The sequence below is a fragment of the Paenibacillus xylanexedens genome, assembly GCF_001908275.1.
GTDB lineage: Bacteria > Bacillota > Bacilli > Paenibacillales > Paenibacillaceae > Paenibacillus > Paenibacillus xylanexedens_A.
Window position 1 is genome coordinate 6844020 of record NZ_CP018620.1, and the last position, 19006, is coordinate 6863025.

1 protein-coding gene is annotated in these 19006 nt (G+C 54.2%); it reads right to left on the minus strand.

Annotated elements, in window-relative coordinates; genetic code table 11:
• Window positions 1-77: 77 nt before the first annotated feature.
• A complete protein-coding gene (locus BS614_RS29915) occupies window positions 78-18980 on the minus strand; it encodes a non-ribosomal peptide synthetase (protein ID WP_074096548.1) in 18903 nt (6300 codons plus the stop codon).
• Window positions 18981-19006 lie beyond the last annotated feature (26 nt).

A 19006-nucleotide genomic window follows, 5' to 3' on the forward strand; every position in this document is an offset into this window, starting at 1 on the left:
ATATGATCCTGACTTCACTCGGCTTCTATGACTTGACTTTAAACTCGTCTGCAACGATTGGAAATTACTTCTAAGAATTAGAAAATAATATCAATAGCCTCTAGCTCATCTTGCTCCTGTTCAGTTTGGCCGTTCAGGGAAATATCCTTTAACAGCACCGAAGGCTGTTCGCCAATTTGGTTGAAGATTACGAGCAGGTCCTGAGCGAAATTGTCGATCAGATTGCGCGTAAACAACTTGGTTGCATATTCAAACTGCCCGTTCATTCCCTCATCCAGCAACGAGATGACCAAGGTAAGGTCAAATTGTGAAACCGCATGCGTTTCCGGATAAGATTCGATCTGCATATCCCCGAAGCTTTGAACGTTATCTTCCTTCGTTTCCAGCGCAAACATGACATCGAATACAGGATTGCGGCTTTGATCGCGCGGCACCTGCAGCTTTTTCACAAGTTCTTCAATCGGATAATCCTGGTGGTCGTAGGCCCCCAGCATCGTTTCTTTGACTTCGTTCAAGTAAGCAAGGAACGTCTTCTCCCCGGATGGATAATGACGAATCGCCAACGTGTTGACAAACATTCCGATGAGCGGCTCCAGGTCGGCATGTGTGCGGCCTGAAACCGGTGTGCCTACAATGAAGTCTTCTTGTCCCGAGTACTTGCTGAGCAGGATTGAATAGGCCGCCGATAACACCATATATAGGGTAGCACCGTTCTCATCGGCAATGCGCTGCAAGTTGTCAGTCATCTGCTTGTCGATACTGAAAGGCAGCACATCTCCCTCAAAGCTGCGAGTGGCAGGTCTGACAAAGTCCGTAGGCAACTCAAGCGTTGGCAGTTCACCTTCCAACATGTCCAGCCAGTAGGCTTCCTGGCGTTTCAGCCGTTCTTTTACAGGTTCGGACTGCTGCCAAGTGGCAAATTCCTTATATTGAATCCGAAGCGGTTCCAACGTCTCACCGTTATACAGGCGCAGCAGCTCTTCGATGAAGATACCCATGGACATGCCATCCGTGACGATATGATGAATGTCCAGCATAAGCAGATGACGTTCCGCTTCCCATTCAACTAGGCCCACACGCAGCAGCGGCGGCCGCTCCAAATCAAAGACACGTACAAAGGCATCTGCAATGCTTTTTGTTTCACTTTCCGTCGCTTTTGTATACTCGACGGCAAACTCCAAGTCCGAATAAACCCGTTGTACCGGTTCACCGTCGACCATTTCGAAGCCAGTTCGCAAAACTTCGTGACGAGCGATTAATCCTTTCAGCGCCGCCTCGAATTGATTCCGCTCCAAGCGCCCGACGAGAACCGTCATGCCGGACATGTTGTAACTAAGCTCGGCGCCTTCCATCTGCTGCTGGATGTACAGCCGCTTTTGCACAGAGGAAAGCGGATAATACTCCCTTTTATCCAGAACCGGAATGGAAAGGAATTCCTGCTGTTCCAATCGGCTAATCACTTCAGCCATCGCTTCAATAGTCGAGTACCGGAATACATCGCGCAGTGGCAGGTCCACGTGCAGCTCCTTGTGCACCTTGCTGACCAGCGTCGTCGCCCGCAGCGAGTGACCGCCAAGGTCGAAGAAGTTGTCCGTCACACCAATCGTAACTGACCCAAGCACGTCCTGCCAGATGGAGACCAGTTTCGTCTCCAGATCGGTGCGCGGCGCCAGGTATTCGCGCCCTGCACTTGCTCCCTCTTCCGGCGCCGGCAGCGCTTTCCGGTCGATTTTCCCGTTTGGTGTCAGTGGTAAATGCTCCAGCTCCACGAAGTACGATGGGATCATGTAACCCGGTAGCTCGCTGGAGATCGCTCGTTTCAGGTCGGCCGCCGTCAGATCGATATCCGTTGTGTAATATGCGCACAGCGCCTTTTGCCCGTTCGCATCACTTCGAACCAGCACCACCGCTTCGCGTATACCTACCACCCGCAGCAGCTGCGACTCAATCTCACCCGTTTCGATTCGGTAACCCCGGATTTTCGCCTGATTGTCGATCCGGCCGATGAAGTCCACGTTGCCATCCTCCATCCACCGCGCCAAATCTCCCGTGCGATATAACCGCTCACCCGCGGTGAAAGGGCTGTCTACAAACTTCTCTTCCGTCAGCTCTGGACGGTTCAAGTACCCCCGTGCTACGCCAACGCCGCCGATGACCAGCTCTCCCAGCACACCGACGGGTACGGGATTCAGATGTGCATCCACGATGTAAAACTTCGCATTCAACCACGCTTTGCCAATCGGCACATGGCCTGTCTGCGGCAGTTTCGCCAACTCCTCGTCATAGAAACTGGAGTCAATTGCCGCTTCCGTCACGCCGTAGGCGTTAATGATGCGGAACGATGGGCCAAACCGGTCCTGCATGGTCCGGTAATCCGCCACACTGCAACTGTCCGAGCTTGTGATCAATAGCTTCATACCGCTTAACTCTAGCCCCTGCTCATGCACGTATTCCATAAACGGCACGATCAGTGCTGGTGTTGATTCAAAAATCGTCACTTGCTCCCGCTCTATCCAGTAGTGCAGACGAGACGGATCAATCCGATCGTCCTTCGGTACAATGACCATGGTACCGCCGTTGTACAACGTCCGCGCAATGTCACCCACGAAAACATCAAACGAGAAGCTTGCGAGCTGCAGCAGTCGCACCGGGAACTGATCCAACCCGTATTCCCGTCGGTAGCCCGCTGCCGTGTTCACCAGGCTGCGATGCTCGATCATCACGCCTTTTGGCTTGCCCGTCGTTCCCGACGTGTAGATGACGTACGCCAGATCCTCCGGACGGGCTTCATGGAAGCTGTCCATACCGACAACATAAACATCATCCACAACATCCAGATGGTTCCGATCCGCACCGTTCACAGCCCCCGTTAGCTTGCCGTTGACTGGATCGGGAGCACTGTTGGAGCCTTGGTCAAAGTCCATTGGCACATTGCTTCGTTCCTCGCTGTATGACGTTTCGTCGTCGAGATACAGCACCGTCGCCAGTGCCAGTTCCTCTTCACCGAGCCAGGCTTCGGCACGCTCTCGCAGCAGCGTTTGCGTCAGCAGCACCTTCGCTCCGCTGTCTTCCAGCATGAACCGCACACGGTCCACCGGATAATCCGGGTCAAGCGGCACATACGCCCCGCCTGCTTTCCAGACGGCCATCACGGCCACCAACAGGTCCACCGAACGCTCAGCGAGAATGCCAACAATCTCCTCCCGACCGATGCCGCTTGCGCGCAGCGTGGCCGACAGACGGTTCGCCCGCTCGTTCAGCTCCACATACGTCAGTCGATCGTTTTCGTAAACGACAGCTTCAGCTTCCGGCGTGTGTTCCACCTGTTCCTCGAACAGTCGATGGAACGCTGCCATAGGAGCCTCTTCCGGTTGCGCAGGGTTAAACGCGCCGACAATTTCTTCTTTTTCCGCTAGTGTCAAAATATCCAACTCGGAAATCGTCGCTGAAGGGTTGCGGAGAATGGATTCAAGCAACTGCAAGTAGTGGGCAGCCAACTTCTCCACCGTTTCGGTTTTATATAGAGCCGTGGCGTATTCAAACAAATATTCCAAGCCGTCCTCAATCTCCGTAACGTCCAAGCTGAGATCAAATTTGGAAACAATTTCTTCGCTGGCATACGTCGATAGATTCAGTCCCGGAAGCTGAATTTCCACATTTTCTGTATTCTGCAAAGCAAACATCGTATCGAACAGTGGATGACGGCGTAGATCACGAGCCACGTTTACCTTATCCACCAGTTCCTCAAACGGATAATTCTGATGTTCAAAAGCACCCAGCGTTGTCTCCTTGATCTCCTTCAAGTAGTCAAGGAACGTTTTACCGGCAGCCGGGTAACTGCGGATGGCCAATGTATTAACGAACATCCCGATCAGCGGTTGAACGTCGCTATGATTTCTGCCCGCAATCGGAGTACCAACCACCATGTCTTCCTGACCTGAATATTTATGCAGAAGCACGTTATATGCCGCAAGCAGAACCATGTAAAGCGTTGCGCCGTTTTCAGCTGCAAGCCGTTTCAGACCTTCGCTTTTCTCAATATTCATAAACAATTGCAGCGTGCGGCCCTCATAGCTCTGCATAGCCGGGCGCGGATAGTCCGTCGGCATTTCCAGAACTGGCAGTTCTCCGCGGAACATGTCAATCCAGTAGGCTTCCTGCTTGGCAAGCTGCGTTTTCTGCTCGTCCGATTGCTGCCATACTGCATAATCTTTGTACTGAATGCGGAGTGGCTTGAGCGGCTCCCCGCTGTACAAGTGCACGAACTCTTCGATCAGTACGTCCATTGAAACGCCGTCCGATACGATATGATGTGTATCGAACATCAGGATGTGCCGGTCCGGCGCGAGTTCGGCAATGCCCACCCGCAGAAGTGGCGGCTTCGCTAGATCAAACGCACGAACGAATTGGCGCACCGTTTCTTCCGCCTGCTCCCCGCTGATCTGCACATATTCCACTTGGAAGGTGACTTCTTCGTAAATCCGCTGAACCGCTTCGCCCTCAACCATCTCAAAGCCGGTACGCAGCGTTTCATGACGAGCTACAAGCCCGCGGAATGCTTCTTCAAACCGCTGCCGGTTGAGCTGCCCTTCGAGCAGCATAGCTCCTGGTATGTTGTAGCTCAGCTCGCCTCCTTCCAGCTGGTTCAAGATATAGAGACGTTTCTGCGCAGAAGAGAGCGGATAGTACTCGCTAGGTTCCGCAGCCGGAATAGCCATAAACGAGCCGATCTCCAAATGCTCCATAGCCACAGCCATTTCCTCAACTGTCGAGTAGCGGAATACGTCGCGAAGCGGGAATTGGGCGCCCAGCTCCTTATGCATTTTGCTGACAAGTGTTGTCGCCCGCAGGGAGTGTCCTCCGAGGTCGAAGAAGTTGTCCGTTACGCCTACCGCCTTATCCCGAACAAGTACCTCCTGCCAAATGGCGGCCAGCTTCGCCTCCATTTCGGTGCGCGGCGCCACGTATTCGCGGCCTCCGCCTGCTCCCCCTTCCGGCGCTGGCAGCGCCTTCCGGTCAATTTTCCCATTCGGCGTTAGAGGCAATTGCTCCAGTTCGACGAAATACGACGGAATCATGTATCCCGGTAGCTCGCTGGAGATCGCCCGTTTCAAATCTGCCGCCGTCAATCCTTCTTCCACTGTATAATAAGCGCACAACGCTTTCTGCCCTTCTTGATCTTCCCTGACAACAACGACCGCTTCCTTCACGCCACCAGCACTCAGCAGCTTTGCTTCGACTTCGCCCGTCTCGATCCGGTACCCCCGGATTTTCGCCTGGTTATCGATCCGGCCGATGAAGTCCACGTTGCCGTCCTCCATCCACCGCGCCAAATCTCCCGTGCGATACAACCGCTCACCAGCGGTGAAAGGACTGTCTACAAACTTCTCTTCCGTCAGTTCTGGACGGTTCAAGTACCCGCGCGCCACACTGACTCCGCCGATAACCAATTCGCCCAACACACCGACCGGCACCGGGTTCAGGTACGCATCCACGATGTAGAACTTCGCATTCAACCACGCTTTTCCAATCGGCACATGGCCTGTCTGCGGCAGCTTCGCCAACTCCTCGTCATAGAAACTGGAGTCAATTGCCGCTTCCGTCACGCCGTAGGCGTTGATGATGCGGAACAACGAGCCAAACCGCTCCTGCAAGGTCCGGTAATCCGCCACACTGCAGCTGTCCGAGCTTGTGATCAACAGCTCCATACCGCTTAATTCCAACCCCTGCTCATGCATATGCTCCATGAACGGTACGATCAGTGCTGGTGTTGATTCAAAGATCGTCACTTGTTCCCGCTCTATCCAGTGGTGCAGGCGAGACGGATCAATCCGATCGTCCTTCGGTACAATGACCATGGTGCCTCCGTTATACAACGTGCGTGCGATATCACCCACGAACACGTCAAACGAGAAGCTGGCGAGTTGCAGTAGCCGGACTGGGAACTGATCCAACCGGTATTCCCGCCGGTAGCCCGCTGCCGTGTTCACCAAGCTGCGGTGCTCGATCATCACGCCTTTTGGCTTGCCCGTCGTTCCCGACGTGTAGATGACGTACGCCAGATCCTCCGGACGGGCTTCATGGAAGCTGCCCATACCGACAACATCAACATCATTTGGGTGACTCTCATTACGGTCGTTCACAGCACCCGTCAGCTCGCCGGAGACCAGACCTGAAACCATGCTGGAGCCGTGGCCGAAGACCATTGGTGCATTCGCTCGATCTTCGCTGTATGACGTTTCGTCATCGAGATACAGCACCGTCTCCAGTGCTAGTTCCTCTTCGCCGAGCCAGGATTCGGCACGCTCTCGCAGCAGCGTTTGTGTCAGCAGTACCTTCGCTCCGCTGTCTTCCAGCATGAACCGCACGCGGTCCGCCGGATAATCCGGGTCAAGCGGTACATACGCCCCTCCCGCTTTCCAGACGGCCATCACGGCCACCAGCAAATCGACCGAACGCTCGGCGAGAATGCCAACGATGGTCTCCCGGCCTATTCCGCTTGCACATAGCGTGGTCGACAGGCGGTTCGCCCGCTCGTTCAGCTCCGCATACGTCAGCCGATCGTTCTCGTATACGATGGCCTCCGCTTCCGGCGTGCGTTCCGCCTGTTGCTCGAACAGTCGATGGAACGCGGCCACAGGAGCCACTTCCGGCTGCACCGGATTAAACACGCCGACAATTTCTTCTTTTTCCGCCGCCGTCAAAAGCTCTAACTCATGTACACGAACATTCGGATTAGCCGCAACCTGCTCCAATGCACGGGCAAAATGACCGTGGATCTGCCTGATGTCTTGCTCTCTGAATGTCAGTGCATTGTACGTAAACCGCAGCAAAATATGCTCTTCCGGAATGACGGTAATGTCCAGATCGTAGTTCGTTTGTTCCGGCGATTGGATATTAGCGATTTTCAGCGCTTCTTGTCCTCCGCCGACAACCTGCTCAATCTGTTCTTCCATCGGATAATTTTCAAAGACCATAATATGGCTAATCAAATCACGCTTTTGCTCGCTCAGCGACTGAATTTCGAACAGTGGGAATGTTTCGTAAGCTCCCGATGTCAGCGCTTGATCCTGGGTTTTTCTCAAAATATCGGCTACCGTCTCCTCGGCTTTGCCTTGAATACGGACGGGGATCGTATTAATAAACAGACCGATCATGCTTTCGATACCCGGAATCTCCGCTGGACGCCCGGATACGACGGAGCCAAATACAACATCTTCGCTGTTGTTGTATACCTGCAGAACCAGTCCCCATACGGTCTGCATGAATGTATTAAGCGTCACCTGATGCTGGCGCGCCACCCGCTCGATTTGCCCAGTCAGTTCCTTGCTGAGTTCCACATCGATTTCAGCCATTTCAAAAGTATGCTGTTTCAGCTGCGTTCTCTCCTGCGGCAGCTTGGTCTGCTGATCGTAACCCGCCAAATACTCCGACCAGTAACCCGAGGCTTTCGCTACATCTTGAGCTTCCAGCCATTCGATATATCGGGAGTACGAGGTAACCGGAGGAAGCTCCAGCGTCCGCTGCTCCTGGAACGCGAAGTAGGTGTCGAACACTTCCTTGATCATTAAGGACATGCACCAGCCGTCCAACAAAATGTGATGGTGACTCCAGATCACTTGGTAGGACTCGTCGCCCGTACGCAAAACTGTAACGCGCATCAGAGAGCCTTGAGCCAAATCGAACTTGTTCGCTTTATCCGCGCTGACAAAATCGGCTATCGTCTTCTCCGGGTCTTCATCGCTTACCAAGCGAATATCTTCAAAGTACACTTCACACTTCCGCTCGAGGAATACCACTTGAATCGGCTCGTCTCTCCAGCCGGTAATAAAATTGGTCCGCAGCGCCTCATTTCGCTGTACCAGCGTATCCAATCCGCGGGTGAAGGCTTCCACATTTAGGCTTCCATACAGATCGAAGGTCACCTGTTCGAAGTAGGCTTCCGAATCGGCATCCAGCAAGCTGTGGAACAACATCCCTTTTTGCAGCGGAGTCAGGGTGTATACATTCTCCAGTTCGCCGAGTGCCGCCGTATGTTCGGACAGCCGCTCCAGTTCCTCCACCGTCACATCTGGAAGCAATACGTCACTAGGCGTAAGTTCCGGCCGCTCTTTCGATACGCAATGGCTGATGACTTCACGCAAGCTCGATTGAAGCAGGGTGCCCAAGCGCTCAACCGTCTCCCGTTGATACTGGGTTTCCCCATAACGGATCGTAAGTTCCAACACGCCTTCCGACACCATACCGTTGATATCGAGGACATAATCCATCACAGCATTCGGGCTTGAATCGGACCCCGGGCTGAACGGAGACGGCTGCGAGCCACTACTTTCGTAATCCTGGTCGAATTGACCCAAATAGTTAAAGCTGATCTCCGGCTCCAAAGCAAAGCGCTCGCCGTCATGCGGCGCCGACAAATAACGCAGGATGCCGTAGCCAATTCCTTTGTTCGGAATGCGGCGCAAGTTTTCTTTCACCTGTTTCACCTGATGACCGAGCGCCTGGACGTGACCCGGCTCCAGAACGACAGGGAATTGGCTTGTAAACCAGCCTACCGTGCGTGTAATGTCCACATCTGGCAAAAGTTCTTCCCGACCGTGGCCTTCAAGATTCACCAGCACGCGTTCCCGACCGCTCCAAGCTTGTACAGCGAGGCCAAGCGCGGCAAGCAGCAAATCGTTCATTTCCGTATGGTAAGCACGGTGTGCCTGCTTCAGCAGCTGTTCGGTTTCCTCCGCCGTCCAGCGGACGGTCACGAGCCTGCTGTCCTTCAGTTTGGATGTGCCTTGTTCAAAATCTTTCGGAAGCGGCTCATAGGTCAATTGCTCGATATGCTGCCAATACGCTCTCTCGCTTTCCATCGCCGGACCGTTTGCATAATCAGCGAGCTGTTTCGCCCACGTTTGGAATGAATCCGTTTTGAGCGGCAGACGGATCAGCTGCCCTTGCAGCGCCTGCTCATAGCCGGCAGCAAAATCCTCGAGCAGAATCCGCCAGGATACGCCGTCTACGACCAAGTGGTGTATCGCGATCAGCAGATGATCTCCATCTGCACAGCGGAACAAGCCGAGCTTCAGCAAAGGCCCTGTCTGCAGGTTAATGCTGCGCTGAAGCTCGTTCGCCTTGGCTTCGATCTCCTGCGCGCAGTCCTTCATTTTGCGTAAATCGATCACTTCCAGGCTGTAGAGCTCGCCGTCACTTTCCTCGATGGCCCGGTTCCATGCCGCATACCCGCTCTCGGTCCGGCTGAAGACGAGGCGCAGCGCATCGTGATGCTCGGCCAGCTTCCGCACGGCCTGACGAAGCGCCGCTTCGTCATAGCCTTCCTCCCGGTACAGCATCACCGCCTGGTTAAAGTGGTGCAGCTCGGCGAACGACTGCTCGAAGAACCAGCGCTGAATCGGCGTCAGCCCCGACTCTCCCGTAGCTGCCGCCTGATCGGCGCGTCTTAAGACCGACTGGAGATACGGGCTTAATTCCGCTACGGTCGGATATTTGAACAAATGCTTAATTTCCAGCTTGTACCCGGCCTGGTGTAGCCTGGACGACACCTGGATCGATTTAATTGAATCCCCGCCGAGCTCGAAGAAATTGTCCATCACGCCGATCGGACGACCCGTTAGTAGCACCTTTTGCCACACCGCAACCAACGTATGCTCCGCCGCCGTCCGGGGCGCCACGTATTCCGTTCCAACGAGCATACTGCTTTCCGGTGCGGGCAGCGCCTTGCGGTCGAGCTTCCCGCTGTGTGTGAGTGGCATCCGCTCCAGCTGCACGAAGTAGGACGGAATCATGTACGCAGGCAGATCCTCCGCCAGCGCGCTTCGCAGCTCGCTCCCCGCAAGCGGCTTGTCCGCCACGAAATACGCGCAGAGCTGCTTCTGACCGGCTTCGTCCTCTCTGGCGATGACAACCCCCTCTTGTACGGACGCCGCTTTCAGGACCTGCGCCTCCACCTCGCCGAGTTCGATCCGGTACCCGCGGATTTTCACCTGATGGTCGATCCGGCCCATATACTCGATGTTGCCGTCCGGCAGCCATCTGGCCAGATCGCCCGTCCGGTACATCCGCCCGCCCGGCGCAAACGGACACTCTACGAATTTCTCCGCGGTCAGCTCGGGACGGTTCAAGTAGCCTCTAGCCAGACCTTCGCCCGCGATGCACAGCTCGCCCGGCACGCCGACAGGCTGCAGCGCTGTCGTCCCTTCCTTGACAATATGCAGCCTGATGTTCGAGATCGGCTTGCCGATCGGCACCGATACATACGCCTCTTCCGGTCCGCAATCGTAGTACGAGACATCAACCGTCGCTTCCGTAGGCCCATAAAGGTTGATCAGCTGCGCTTGATTCACGGATGACGAAATCCACTGCCAGAACCGGCTCACATGCGATGTCGCCAGCGCTTCCCCGCTTGCAAACACCCGTTTCAGCGAAGACAGCTTGTTACCCAGATCTTCGCTTGGCTGACGCTCGACATATTCGAGGAAGGCGTGCAGCATCGACGGCACAAAGTGCATCGTGGTGACGGATTGCCGTTCGATCGTGTCCAGAATCGTCTCGGGATTCTTCTCTCCGCCCGGCGGCAGCAAGCAAACTTTGGCCCCCGTCCAAGCCCACCAAAACAGCTCCCACACGGAAACGTCGAAGGTGATCGCCGTCTTTTGCAGAATCGTATCCCTGGAGTCGATCGGGTATGCATTCTGCATCCACAGCAGCCGGTTGATCACCGGACGGTGCTCCACCATGACGCCTTTGGGCTTGCCTGTCGAGCCCGATGTGTAAATGACGTAGGCCAGATGCTCCGGTCCGCTGGCCAGCTCCAGATTCGAGCCGTCTTCGTCATACGCGGATGGATCGTTCAGATCGACGAGCGATAGACCACCAAGTGGCTCGGTCCCAGCAAATGACGCGCTTTCCCGCAAATGGCTCTGAATCAGCAGCAACCTAGCGCACGAATCTTCGAGCATGTAGCGGATACGCTCCTGCGGGAATTGCGGGTCGATCGGCACGTAGGCGCCCCCGGCCTTCAAGATCGCATAGATGCCGACAATCATCTCCAGCGAGCGCTCGGCCATGATCGCGATCGGCTGATCAGCCTGCGCGCCAGAGGCACGCAAGGATCGCGCCAGCCGGTTCGCCCGCTCGTTCAACTCCCGGTAAGTCAGGCGGCTGTCCTCATAGACAACGGCCACCTGCTCCGGCGTTCGCTCTGCTTGCTCCTCGAACAGCTCGTGGATCGTTCTCTCTCTCCACGACTCATCCGCTTCCAAGCCTGGACCCTCTGAGGCGGATTGCTTCGCCAGAGCCGAAGACGACACGGCAAACCCGACCAGCAAATCATGCTTTTCGCTGTCCTTCAAGATATTCAAATCCGAGATCATCGCACCCGGCTGAGCCAGGATCGATGCCAAAAGCTGCTCGTAATGACCCGCCAGCCGTACCATCGTTTCCTGTCTAAACAACGAGGTAGCGTACTCGATCTTGCAAACCAACTCGTTACCCTCTTCCACGATATCCAGGCTAAGATCAAACTTTGCTCTCTTTTCCTCGATGTCAAACAGCGACCATTGCAAGCCTTCCAGGGCTAAATCCAGGCTTTCGTGCTTTTGCAAAGAAAACATGGTGTCAAACAGCGGATTCCGGCTTAAATTCCGGCTCACCTGAAGAGCTTCCACCAGCTCCTCGAACGGATAGTCCTGGTGCTCGTAGGCTCCAAGCGTCGTTTCCTTCACATCCTGCAAGTAATCCAGGAACGTCTGCTCTGCCGTCGGACCCAAGCGAAGGGCCAGCGTATTGACAAACATGCCGATAATCGGTTGCAGGTCGGCGTGAGAACGAGCGGCAATCGGAGTGCCGACTACGATATCTTCTTGTCCCGCGTATTTATGAAGCAATACGGAGTAGCAAGCCAGCAGAAGCATGTACAGCGTCGCCCCCGAATCTCCGGCAAGCCGTTTTAGAGCTTCGCTTTTCTCCGCATCCAGCGCAAACGTGAGCGTTTGACCGTCAAACTGCCGGACGGCTGGACGGGAGTAGTCAAGAGGCAGCTCAAGAACCGGAAGCTCGGAGCTGAATACCCCGCGCCAGTATTCCTCCTGCCGTTTGATACGCTGACATTGCTCGTCGGATTGCTGCCAAACGGCGTAATCCTTGTATTGAATCCGCAGCTCTGGCAATTCTTCCCCATTGTAAAGCCCCACAAATTCGCGTAGTAGCACGTCCATGGAAAGACCGTCGGAACCAATATGATGCATATCCAGCGCAAGCAGGAATTTCTCTTTCTCAAGTATGATCAGCAGGGCGCGCAGCAAAGGCGGCTGGGTCAAGTCAAAAGGCTGAATGAAGCCTTCCAGAATGGCCGCGACCTGATCTTTGCTTGCTTGAAGCTTCTCGACCTTGAAATCTACGAGCGGATGAATACGCTGAACTGGCTCTCCATTCACGATTTCAAAACCAGTGCGCAGCATATCGTGCCGGGCCACCAAAGTAGTCAGCGCCTTTTCCACTTTGGCCTCGTTCAAAGTCCCTTTCAATTGCAAGGCGCTCGGAATGTTGTAATTCAGCTCCGAGCTATCTAGCTGGTGCAGGACATACAGCCTTTTTTGCGCAGAGGAAACTGGATAGTACGCTTTCTCTTCCGCTTTTGGAATCGAGCTGTGCTGCGATTCTTTCAAGCTGGCAATAGCCTCTGCCATCGATTCTACCGTCATATAGCGGAACACATCGCGCAGCGGAAGTTCAACGTTCATTTCCTTCCGAATCTTGCTGACAAGGTTTGTCGCCCGCAAGGAATGCCCTCCGAGCTCAAAGAAATTGTCCAGGACTCCAATGCCGGAGTTGCCCAGCACTTCCTCCCAGATCTTCACAAGCTGGGACTCCGTAAGGTTACGAGGGGCTACGTATTCGACGCCCGTTTGCAGGCTACCTTGCGGCTCCGGCAGCGCTTTGCGGTCCACTTTGCCGTTGGACGTCAGCGGCATGCGCTCCAGCTGCACGAAATACGACGGGATCATGTATCCCGGCATTCCCTGTGCCAGCGAGGTTCTCATTTCGCTGACTGTCAGCGTCCGGTCTGCAACAAAGTAGGCAACAAGTGCCTTCTCTCCCTCGTTGTCCTGACGGGCGAGCACCACCGCTTCTTCCACGCCCTCCACGTTCAGAAGTTGCGTCTCGATTTCGTCCAGCTCGATCCGGTACCCGCGGATTTTGACCTGATGGTCGATCCGGCCGAGGTATTCAATGTTGCCGTCCGGCAGCCAGGCCGCCAAGTCGCCTGAGCGATAAAGTTTTTCCCCCTCCGCAAATGGGGAATCAACGAACTTTTCCGCCGTCAAATCCGGTCGATTCAGGTATCCTCTTGCCAGGCCTTCACCGGCCACGTACATTTCGCCTGCTACGCCGATCGGAACAGGACGACGGTTTTCATCCAGAACATACACGCTCAGCGTCGGGATCGGCTTGCCGATATTACTCTTTGCCGCCTCCATCTCGATCCATGTAATTTCCTTATACGTCACGTGAACCGTCGTCTCGGTAATACCGTACATATTGATCAGCTTTGTCTCCGGGTACTTCGTCTTGAAACCCTTGAGCAACAGCGGGCTGAGTGCTTCGCCGCCGAAGATGACGTTGCGAATCCGCAGATTGTACGGATGGTCCGCTAAAACCTCACGCAGCAGTTGGTAGAAATATGTTGGCGTCTGGTTCAAAATCGTGACCCGTTCGCGGCTCAGCAGTGCCAAGAACTCGGCTGGATTTTTCGCCGTAAGTGGCGGTACGATAACCAGCTTTCCTCCATTCAGAAGTGCTCCGTACATCTCCCAGACGGAGAAATCGAAGCAGAACGAGTGGAATAACGTCCACGTGTCGGACGGCCCAAAGTCGAACAGGTTCTTGTCGTTGAACAAAAGGCGCACGACGTTTTTATGCTCAATCAACGTGCCTTTGGGTTTGCCGGTCGTTCCCGATGTGTAGATGACATAAGCCAAGTTACCCGGGCCAGAAATTGGTTCCAGATTCGAAGCGTCCAGTGCATCAGCGGAGCCCGCCCCTTTGTCGCCCCAAACGAAATCGTCCAATTCAAGGCGCGTTCCTGCGAAGTCGGTCTTCTCATGCAAATGCTTTTGAATCAGCAATAACGGTGCGCCCGAATCCTCAATCATGAAGCGGATGCGTTCCTCCGGGTAGTCGGGATCGACAGGCACGTAGGCTCCGCCCGCTTTGAGAATCGCCAGAATGCCGACAACCATATCAAGTGAACGTTCGGCCAGAATCGCTACCAACTGATCCGCTTCGACTCCTGTCTCCCGCAGCTTACGCGCAAGGCGGTTGGATCGCTCGTTCAGTTCATGGTAGCTCAGCTGCCGCTCATTCATGACGGCGGCCACGTTATCCGGGTAAAGCTTCGCCTGCTCTTCGAACAAGCCATGAATCGTCTGCTGACGCGGGTAGTCTGCATCCGAATCATTAAAACCGCGCACCAGTTCACGGATTTCCTGCTCGGTTAGCATTTCCAGCGAAGCAATATCCCCTTCCGGCGCTGCTGCGATAGTTTCGAGTAGGTTGTCATAATGTCTGGCGAACCGCTCCGCAGTCTCCTGTTTATACAGAGCCGTAGCGTACTCCAACCGGCATTCGAGCTGGCCATCCAGTTCCGAAATGTCCAGAAGCAGCTCGAACTTAGACGTTCGGTTTTCCAACGGATAAAACGATTGCTCCAGCCCCTCGATGACAATTTGCTCATTCTCCGTATTTTGCAGGGAGAAGAACGTATCAAAGATCGGATTCCGGCCGGTCGCGCGCGGAATATGAAGACTTTCCACCAAATCTTCGAACAAATAATTTTGGTGTTCAAAAGCCCCGAGTGTGATTTCCTTCATTTCTTCCAGGTACTTAAGGTACGGCTTGGAACGCTCCGGATGGCTGCGAATGGCAAGCGTGTTGATAAACATACCTACGATTGGCTGCACTTCTTCTTGCGTTCTTCCGGCAATCGGCGTTCCCACGATCAGTTCTTCCTGACCCGAATATTTATGCATAAGGATCGAGTAAGCAGACAACAGCACCATGTACAGGGTCGTGCCCGTCCGTGCGGCCAGTTCTTTCAGCTTTTCCGTCCGTTCATTCCCAATATCAAACTTCACGGTCCGGCCGTCAAAACTTTGCACCGCAGGCCGCGGGAAGTCCGTCGGAAGTTCCAATACAGGCAGCTCGCCCGACAGCTGTTCCAGCCAATACTCCTTCTGCGGCTGGATCAACTGCCCGTAGGCTTCGGAATGCTGCCAAACGGCATAATCTTTGTATTGAATACGCAACGGAGCCAGCTCCTCACCACGATACAGGCGGCTGAACTCGTCGAAAAGCAATGCTGTCGAGATGCCATCCGAGACGATGTGATGCATATCGAACAACAGGATGTGGCGATCCTCGGCGACTTCGATCAGGCCGATGCGAAGAAGTGGCGGCTTAGTCAGATCAAACGGGTGATAGTATGCTTCCACCACATGGTCCACTTCTCCCTCGCTCGCCTGGAAATAGTCTACAGCAAACTCCACCTCGTCATAGATGCGCTGCACAAGCTCGCCTTGAACCTGCTCGATCCCGGTACGCAGCGTCTCATGGCGCTGAATCAACGCCCGGAATGCGTACTCTACGCGCGTGCGGTCCAGCTTGCCTTCGAGAAGAAGCGCCGCCGACATATTGTAGCTACGCTCGGCCGCGTCAAGCTGGCGCAGGACGTACAGACGCTTTTGCTCGGATGAAACCGGATAGTACTCGGTCTCTGCCGCCTTTGTAATCTCATAGGTTTCCTGCTGCTTTAAACCGCTAATTCTTTGGGCAAGCTGTTCGATCGTGGTGTAGCGGAAAACGTCCCGCAGCGGAACTTCGACTTGTAGCTCTTTTCGAATCTTGGAAACAAGCGCGGAGGCCCGCAAGGAATGACCACCCAGGTCAAAGAAATCGTCTTGGACTCCAACTCGTGCAATACCCAGCACCTGCTGCCAAATAAGAGCAAGTCTTGTTTCCAGCGTTGTGCGAGGAGCCACATACTCACGGCCGGCTTCTATCTCTCCGGTCGGCTCAGGTAGCGCTTTACGGTCAATCTTGCCGTTCGGTGTGAGCGGAAGCTGATCAAGAGACACCAACCGGGCCGGAACCATATGCGCAGGCAGCTCTTGTTTCAATTGGGACAGCAGATCGCTCAGTTGCAAGGAAACATCCCCCGCCACGTAACCGCACAAATACTTTTGCCCCTGCTCATCCGTACGGTCAGTCACCACAGCCTGCTTGACCCCCGGGAAACTGAGCAGGGCCGTTTCAATTTCGCCGAGTTCGATCCGGAACCCGCGAATTTTCACCTGATAGTCGATCCGGCCGATGAAGTCAACGTTGCCGTCTTCCAGCCAGCGGGCCAAATCTCCTGTCCGATACAGACGTTCTCCAGGCACAAACGGGCTGTCTGCAAACTTCTCGGTGGTCAGGTCCGGACGGTTCCAATACCCGCGCGCCACCCCGGCGCCGCCGATGACAAGCTCCCCCGGAATCCCTATAGGAACCGGCTTTAACCCGGCATCTACAATGTAAAACCGGGCGTTCAGCCAGGCTTTGCCGATCGGCACATGACCCAACGATGGCAGCTTGTCCAGCGGCTCATCGTAAAAGCTGCTGTCAATGGCCGCTTCGGTAACGCCGTAGCTGTTGATGATGCGGAATTGTCCGCCGAATCTTTCCTGCAGCAATCGGTAATCGGTGACACTGCAAGCATCCGAGCTGGTAATCAGCAAATGCATGGAGCTGACGTCCAGCCCTTCTTCATAAATATGCTGCATGAACGGCAGGATAAGCGCAGGCGTCGATTCAAATACCGTAATGTTTTGCTCCCGAATCCAGCCGTATAAGCGGTTCGGATCAATCCGGTCATCCTTTGGCACAATTACCATCGTTCCTCCGTTATACAGCGTCCGCGCGATGTCTCCAACGAACACGTCAAACGAGAAGCTCGCCAGTTGCAGCAACCGCACCGGGAACTGATCCAACCGGTACTCACGGCGGTACGCATCCGCCGTATTCACGAGACTACCATGCTCGATCATGACGCCTTTTGGGCGTCCCGTCGTACCGGAGGTGTAAATCACATAAGCCAAGTCATGTGGGGCACTGTCAGCGGATTCAAATTCCACGGCTGAGGTATCCCCGTTATACATCTGTTCATCGTCCATCGCATAGACAGCTTTAAGCTTCAGCCGGTCATCGGCCAGCCAACCTCCGGCCCCCTCCAACAGATGACGCTGCGTAAGCAGCACCGATGCTTCGCTATCGCTGAGCATGTACTCAATCCGCTCCGCTGGATAATCGGGGTCCAGCGGTACATAAGCTCCGCCGGCTTTCCATACGGCGAGCACACCGACCAGAAGTTCCACCGAACGCTCTGCCCAGATCCCCGTAATCGACTCCCTTCCCACTCCCTGTTCACGAAGCAGCGCAGCCAGCCGCTCAGCGCGTTTGTTCAATTCGCCGTAAGTCAGCTTTTTGTCCATGTAAACAACTGCCGGGTGATCCGGAATGTCTCGGGCAAACTTTTCGACATACCGATGAAACGCTATTCCCTCGCTCAGTGCTGCCACCGGCGGGTTAAACACGTCCAGAATACGGTGTCTCTCCTCATCGCTCAACAGAGAAATCTCACGCACCCGCAGTTCGGGAGTCTCAAGAAACTGGTCCAAAACCGTTACATACTGTTCCATAATACGATCAATCTCGGTCGTCTCGAACAGGCCGGTACGATAGGAAGCATGGAGAATGACATGGCCTTCATTCAGCATATGGTCGAAGCGCAGCAGTAGATCGTCCATCTCGTGTCTAGCAAAGTGAGCCTCCAGACGTACCTTGATTTCTTCGTACTCCACGATTTTCAAAGGCAGATATTCAAGTGACGTGCGGAACAACTCCGAAAGATCGTTGCGGCCGTGTTGTTCACGTAAATCCTGGATCAATTGGTTATAAGGATATTTCTGATGTCGCAGATCCGCCGTATTTTCCTTGGAAACCGTTTGGATCAAGGAAAGCACGGACTCAACTGGATTCAGGCTAATCCGCGTAGCCACGGTGCTGACGAACATACCGATCGTTTCTTTTTCCTTCTTGCTGGTGCGATTGGCAAAAACCGTGCCGACTGGAACATCGGTGCTGTCGGTCAGCTTATACAATAAGACGTACATGGCGGACAAAAATAACGTATATAAACTAACCTGATATTGTTCGCTAAAAGCCAGAATGCGGTCATAGCGGGAACCATCCAAAGTGATGGAACGTTTATTCGATTCGCTGCCAATCGAGAATGGCGGAACCGATTTAATGCCGCTCGTTTCAGGCAAAGTCTTGTACTTGGTTAGCCAATATTCCTTGCCTTTTTGATAACGCTGCGATTGCTCATATTCATACTCAGTTGAAATATAATCCAGATAGGATGGGGCCTGGTAACTGCTGAAGATGCCATTGCGCAGTTCCAGGTATTTTTCCATCACCGCATGCAGCAAAGCAGTGACGGACAATCCATCGGCAATGATATGATTTAAAGTCAAATTAAGCCATACTTGGCCGTTTGCAAAATGGATCATCGTAAATTGATAGAGGTGTTCGTCGAACACACTGGCCGGTTTTTCGGTTACTTCTTTCACCCAAGCATAGAATTGTTCGGTTGTGCCTATTTCGAGGTGGCTTATCCTGGCTTGGACATTCTCCAGCTCTTCGAACCACTGCGTTGGATTTTGCATATCCCCGCTAATGCGGATTCGGAAAGCGTCATAGGTTTTGACAATCTCTGCCGCCGCTTGCTCAAGCAGCTTGGTGTCGATCTCGCCCGTAATCTGGTAGGTCGCGGAAAGCATCGTGATGGATGTGCCCGGATTCATAATCTCCATGAACCATATCCGGCGCTGGGCTTGCGTTAATCCATATTGCTTGTTCGTATTCTCTCTCACATCGACACACTCCCGTATTAGAGATT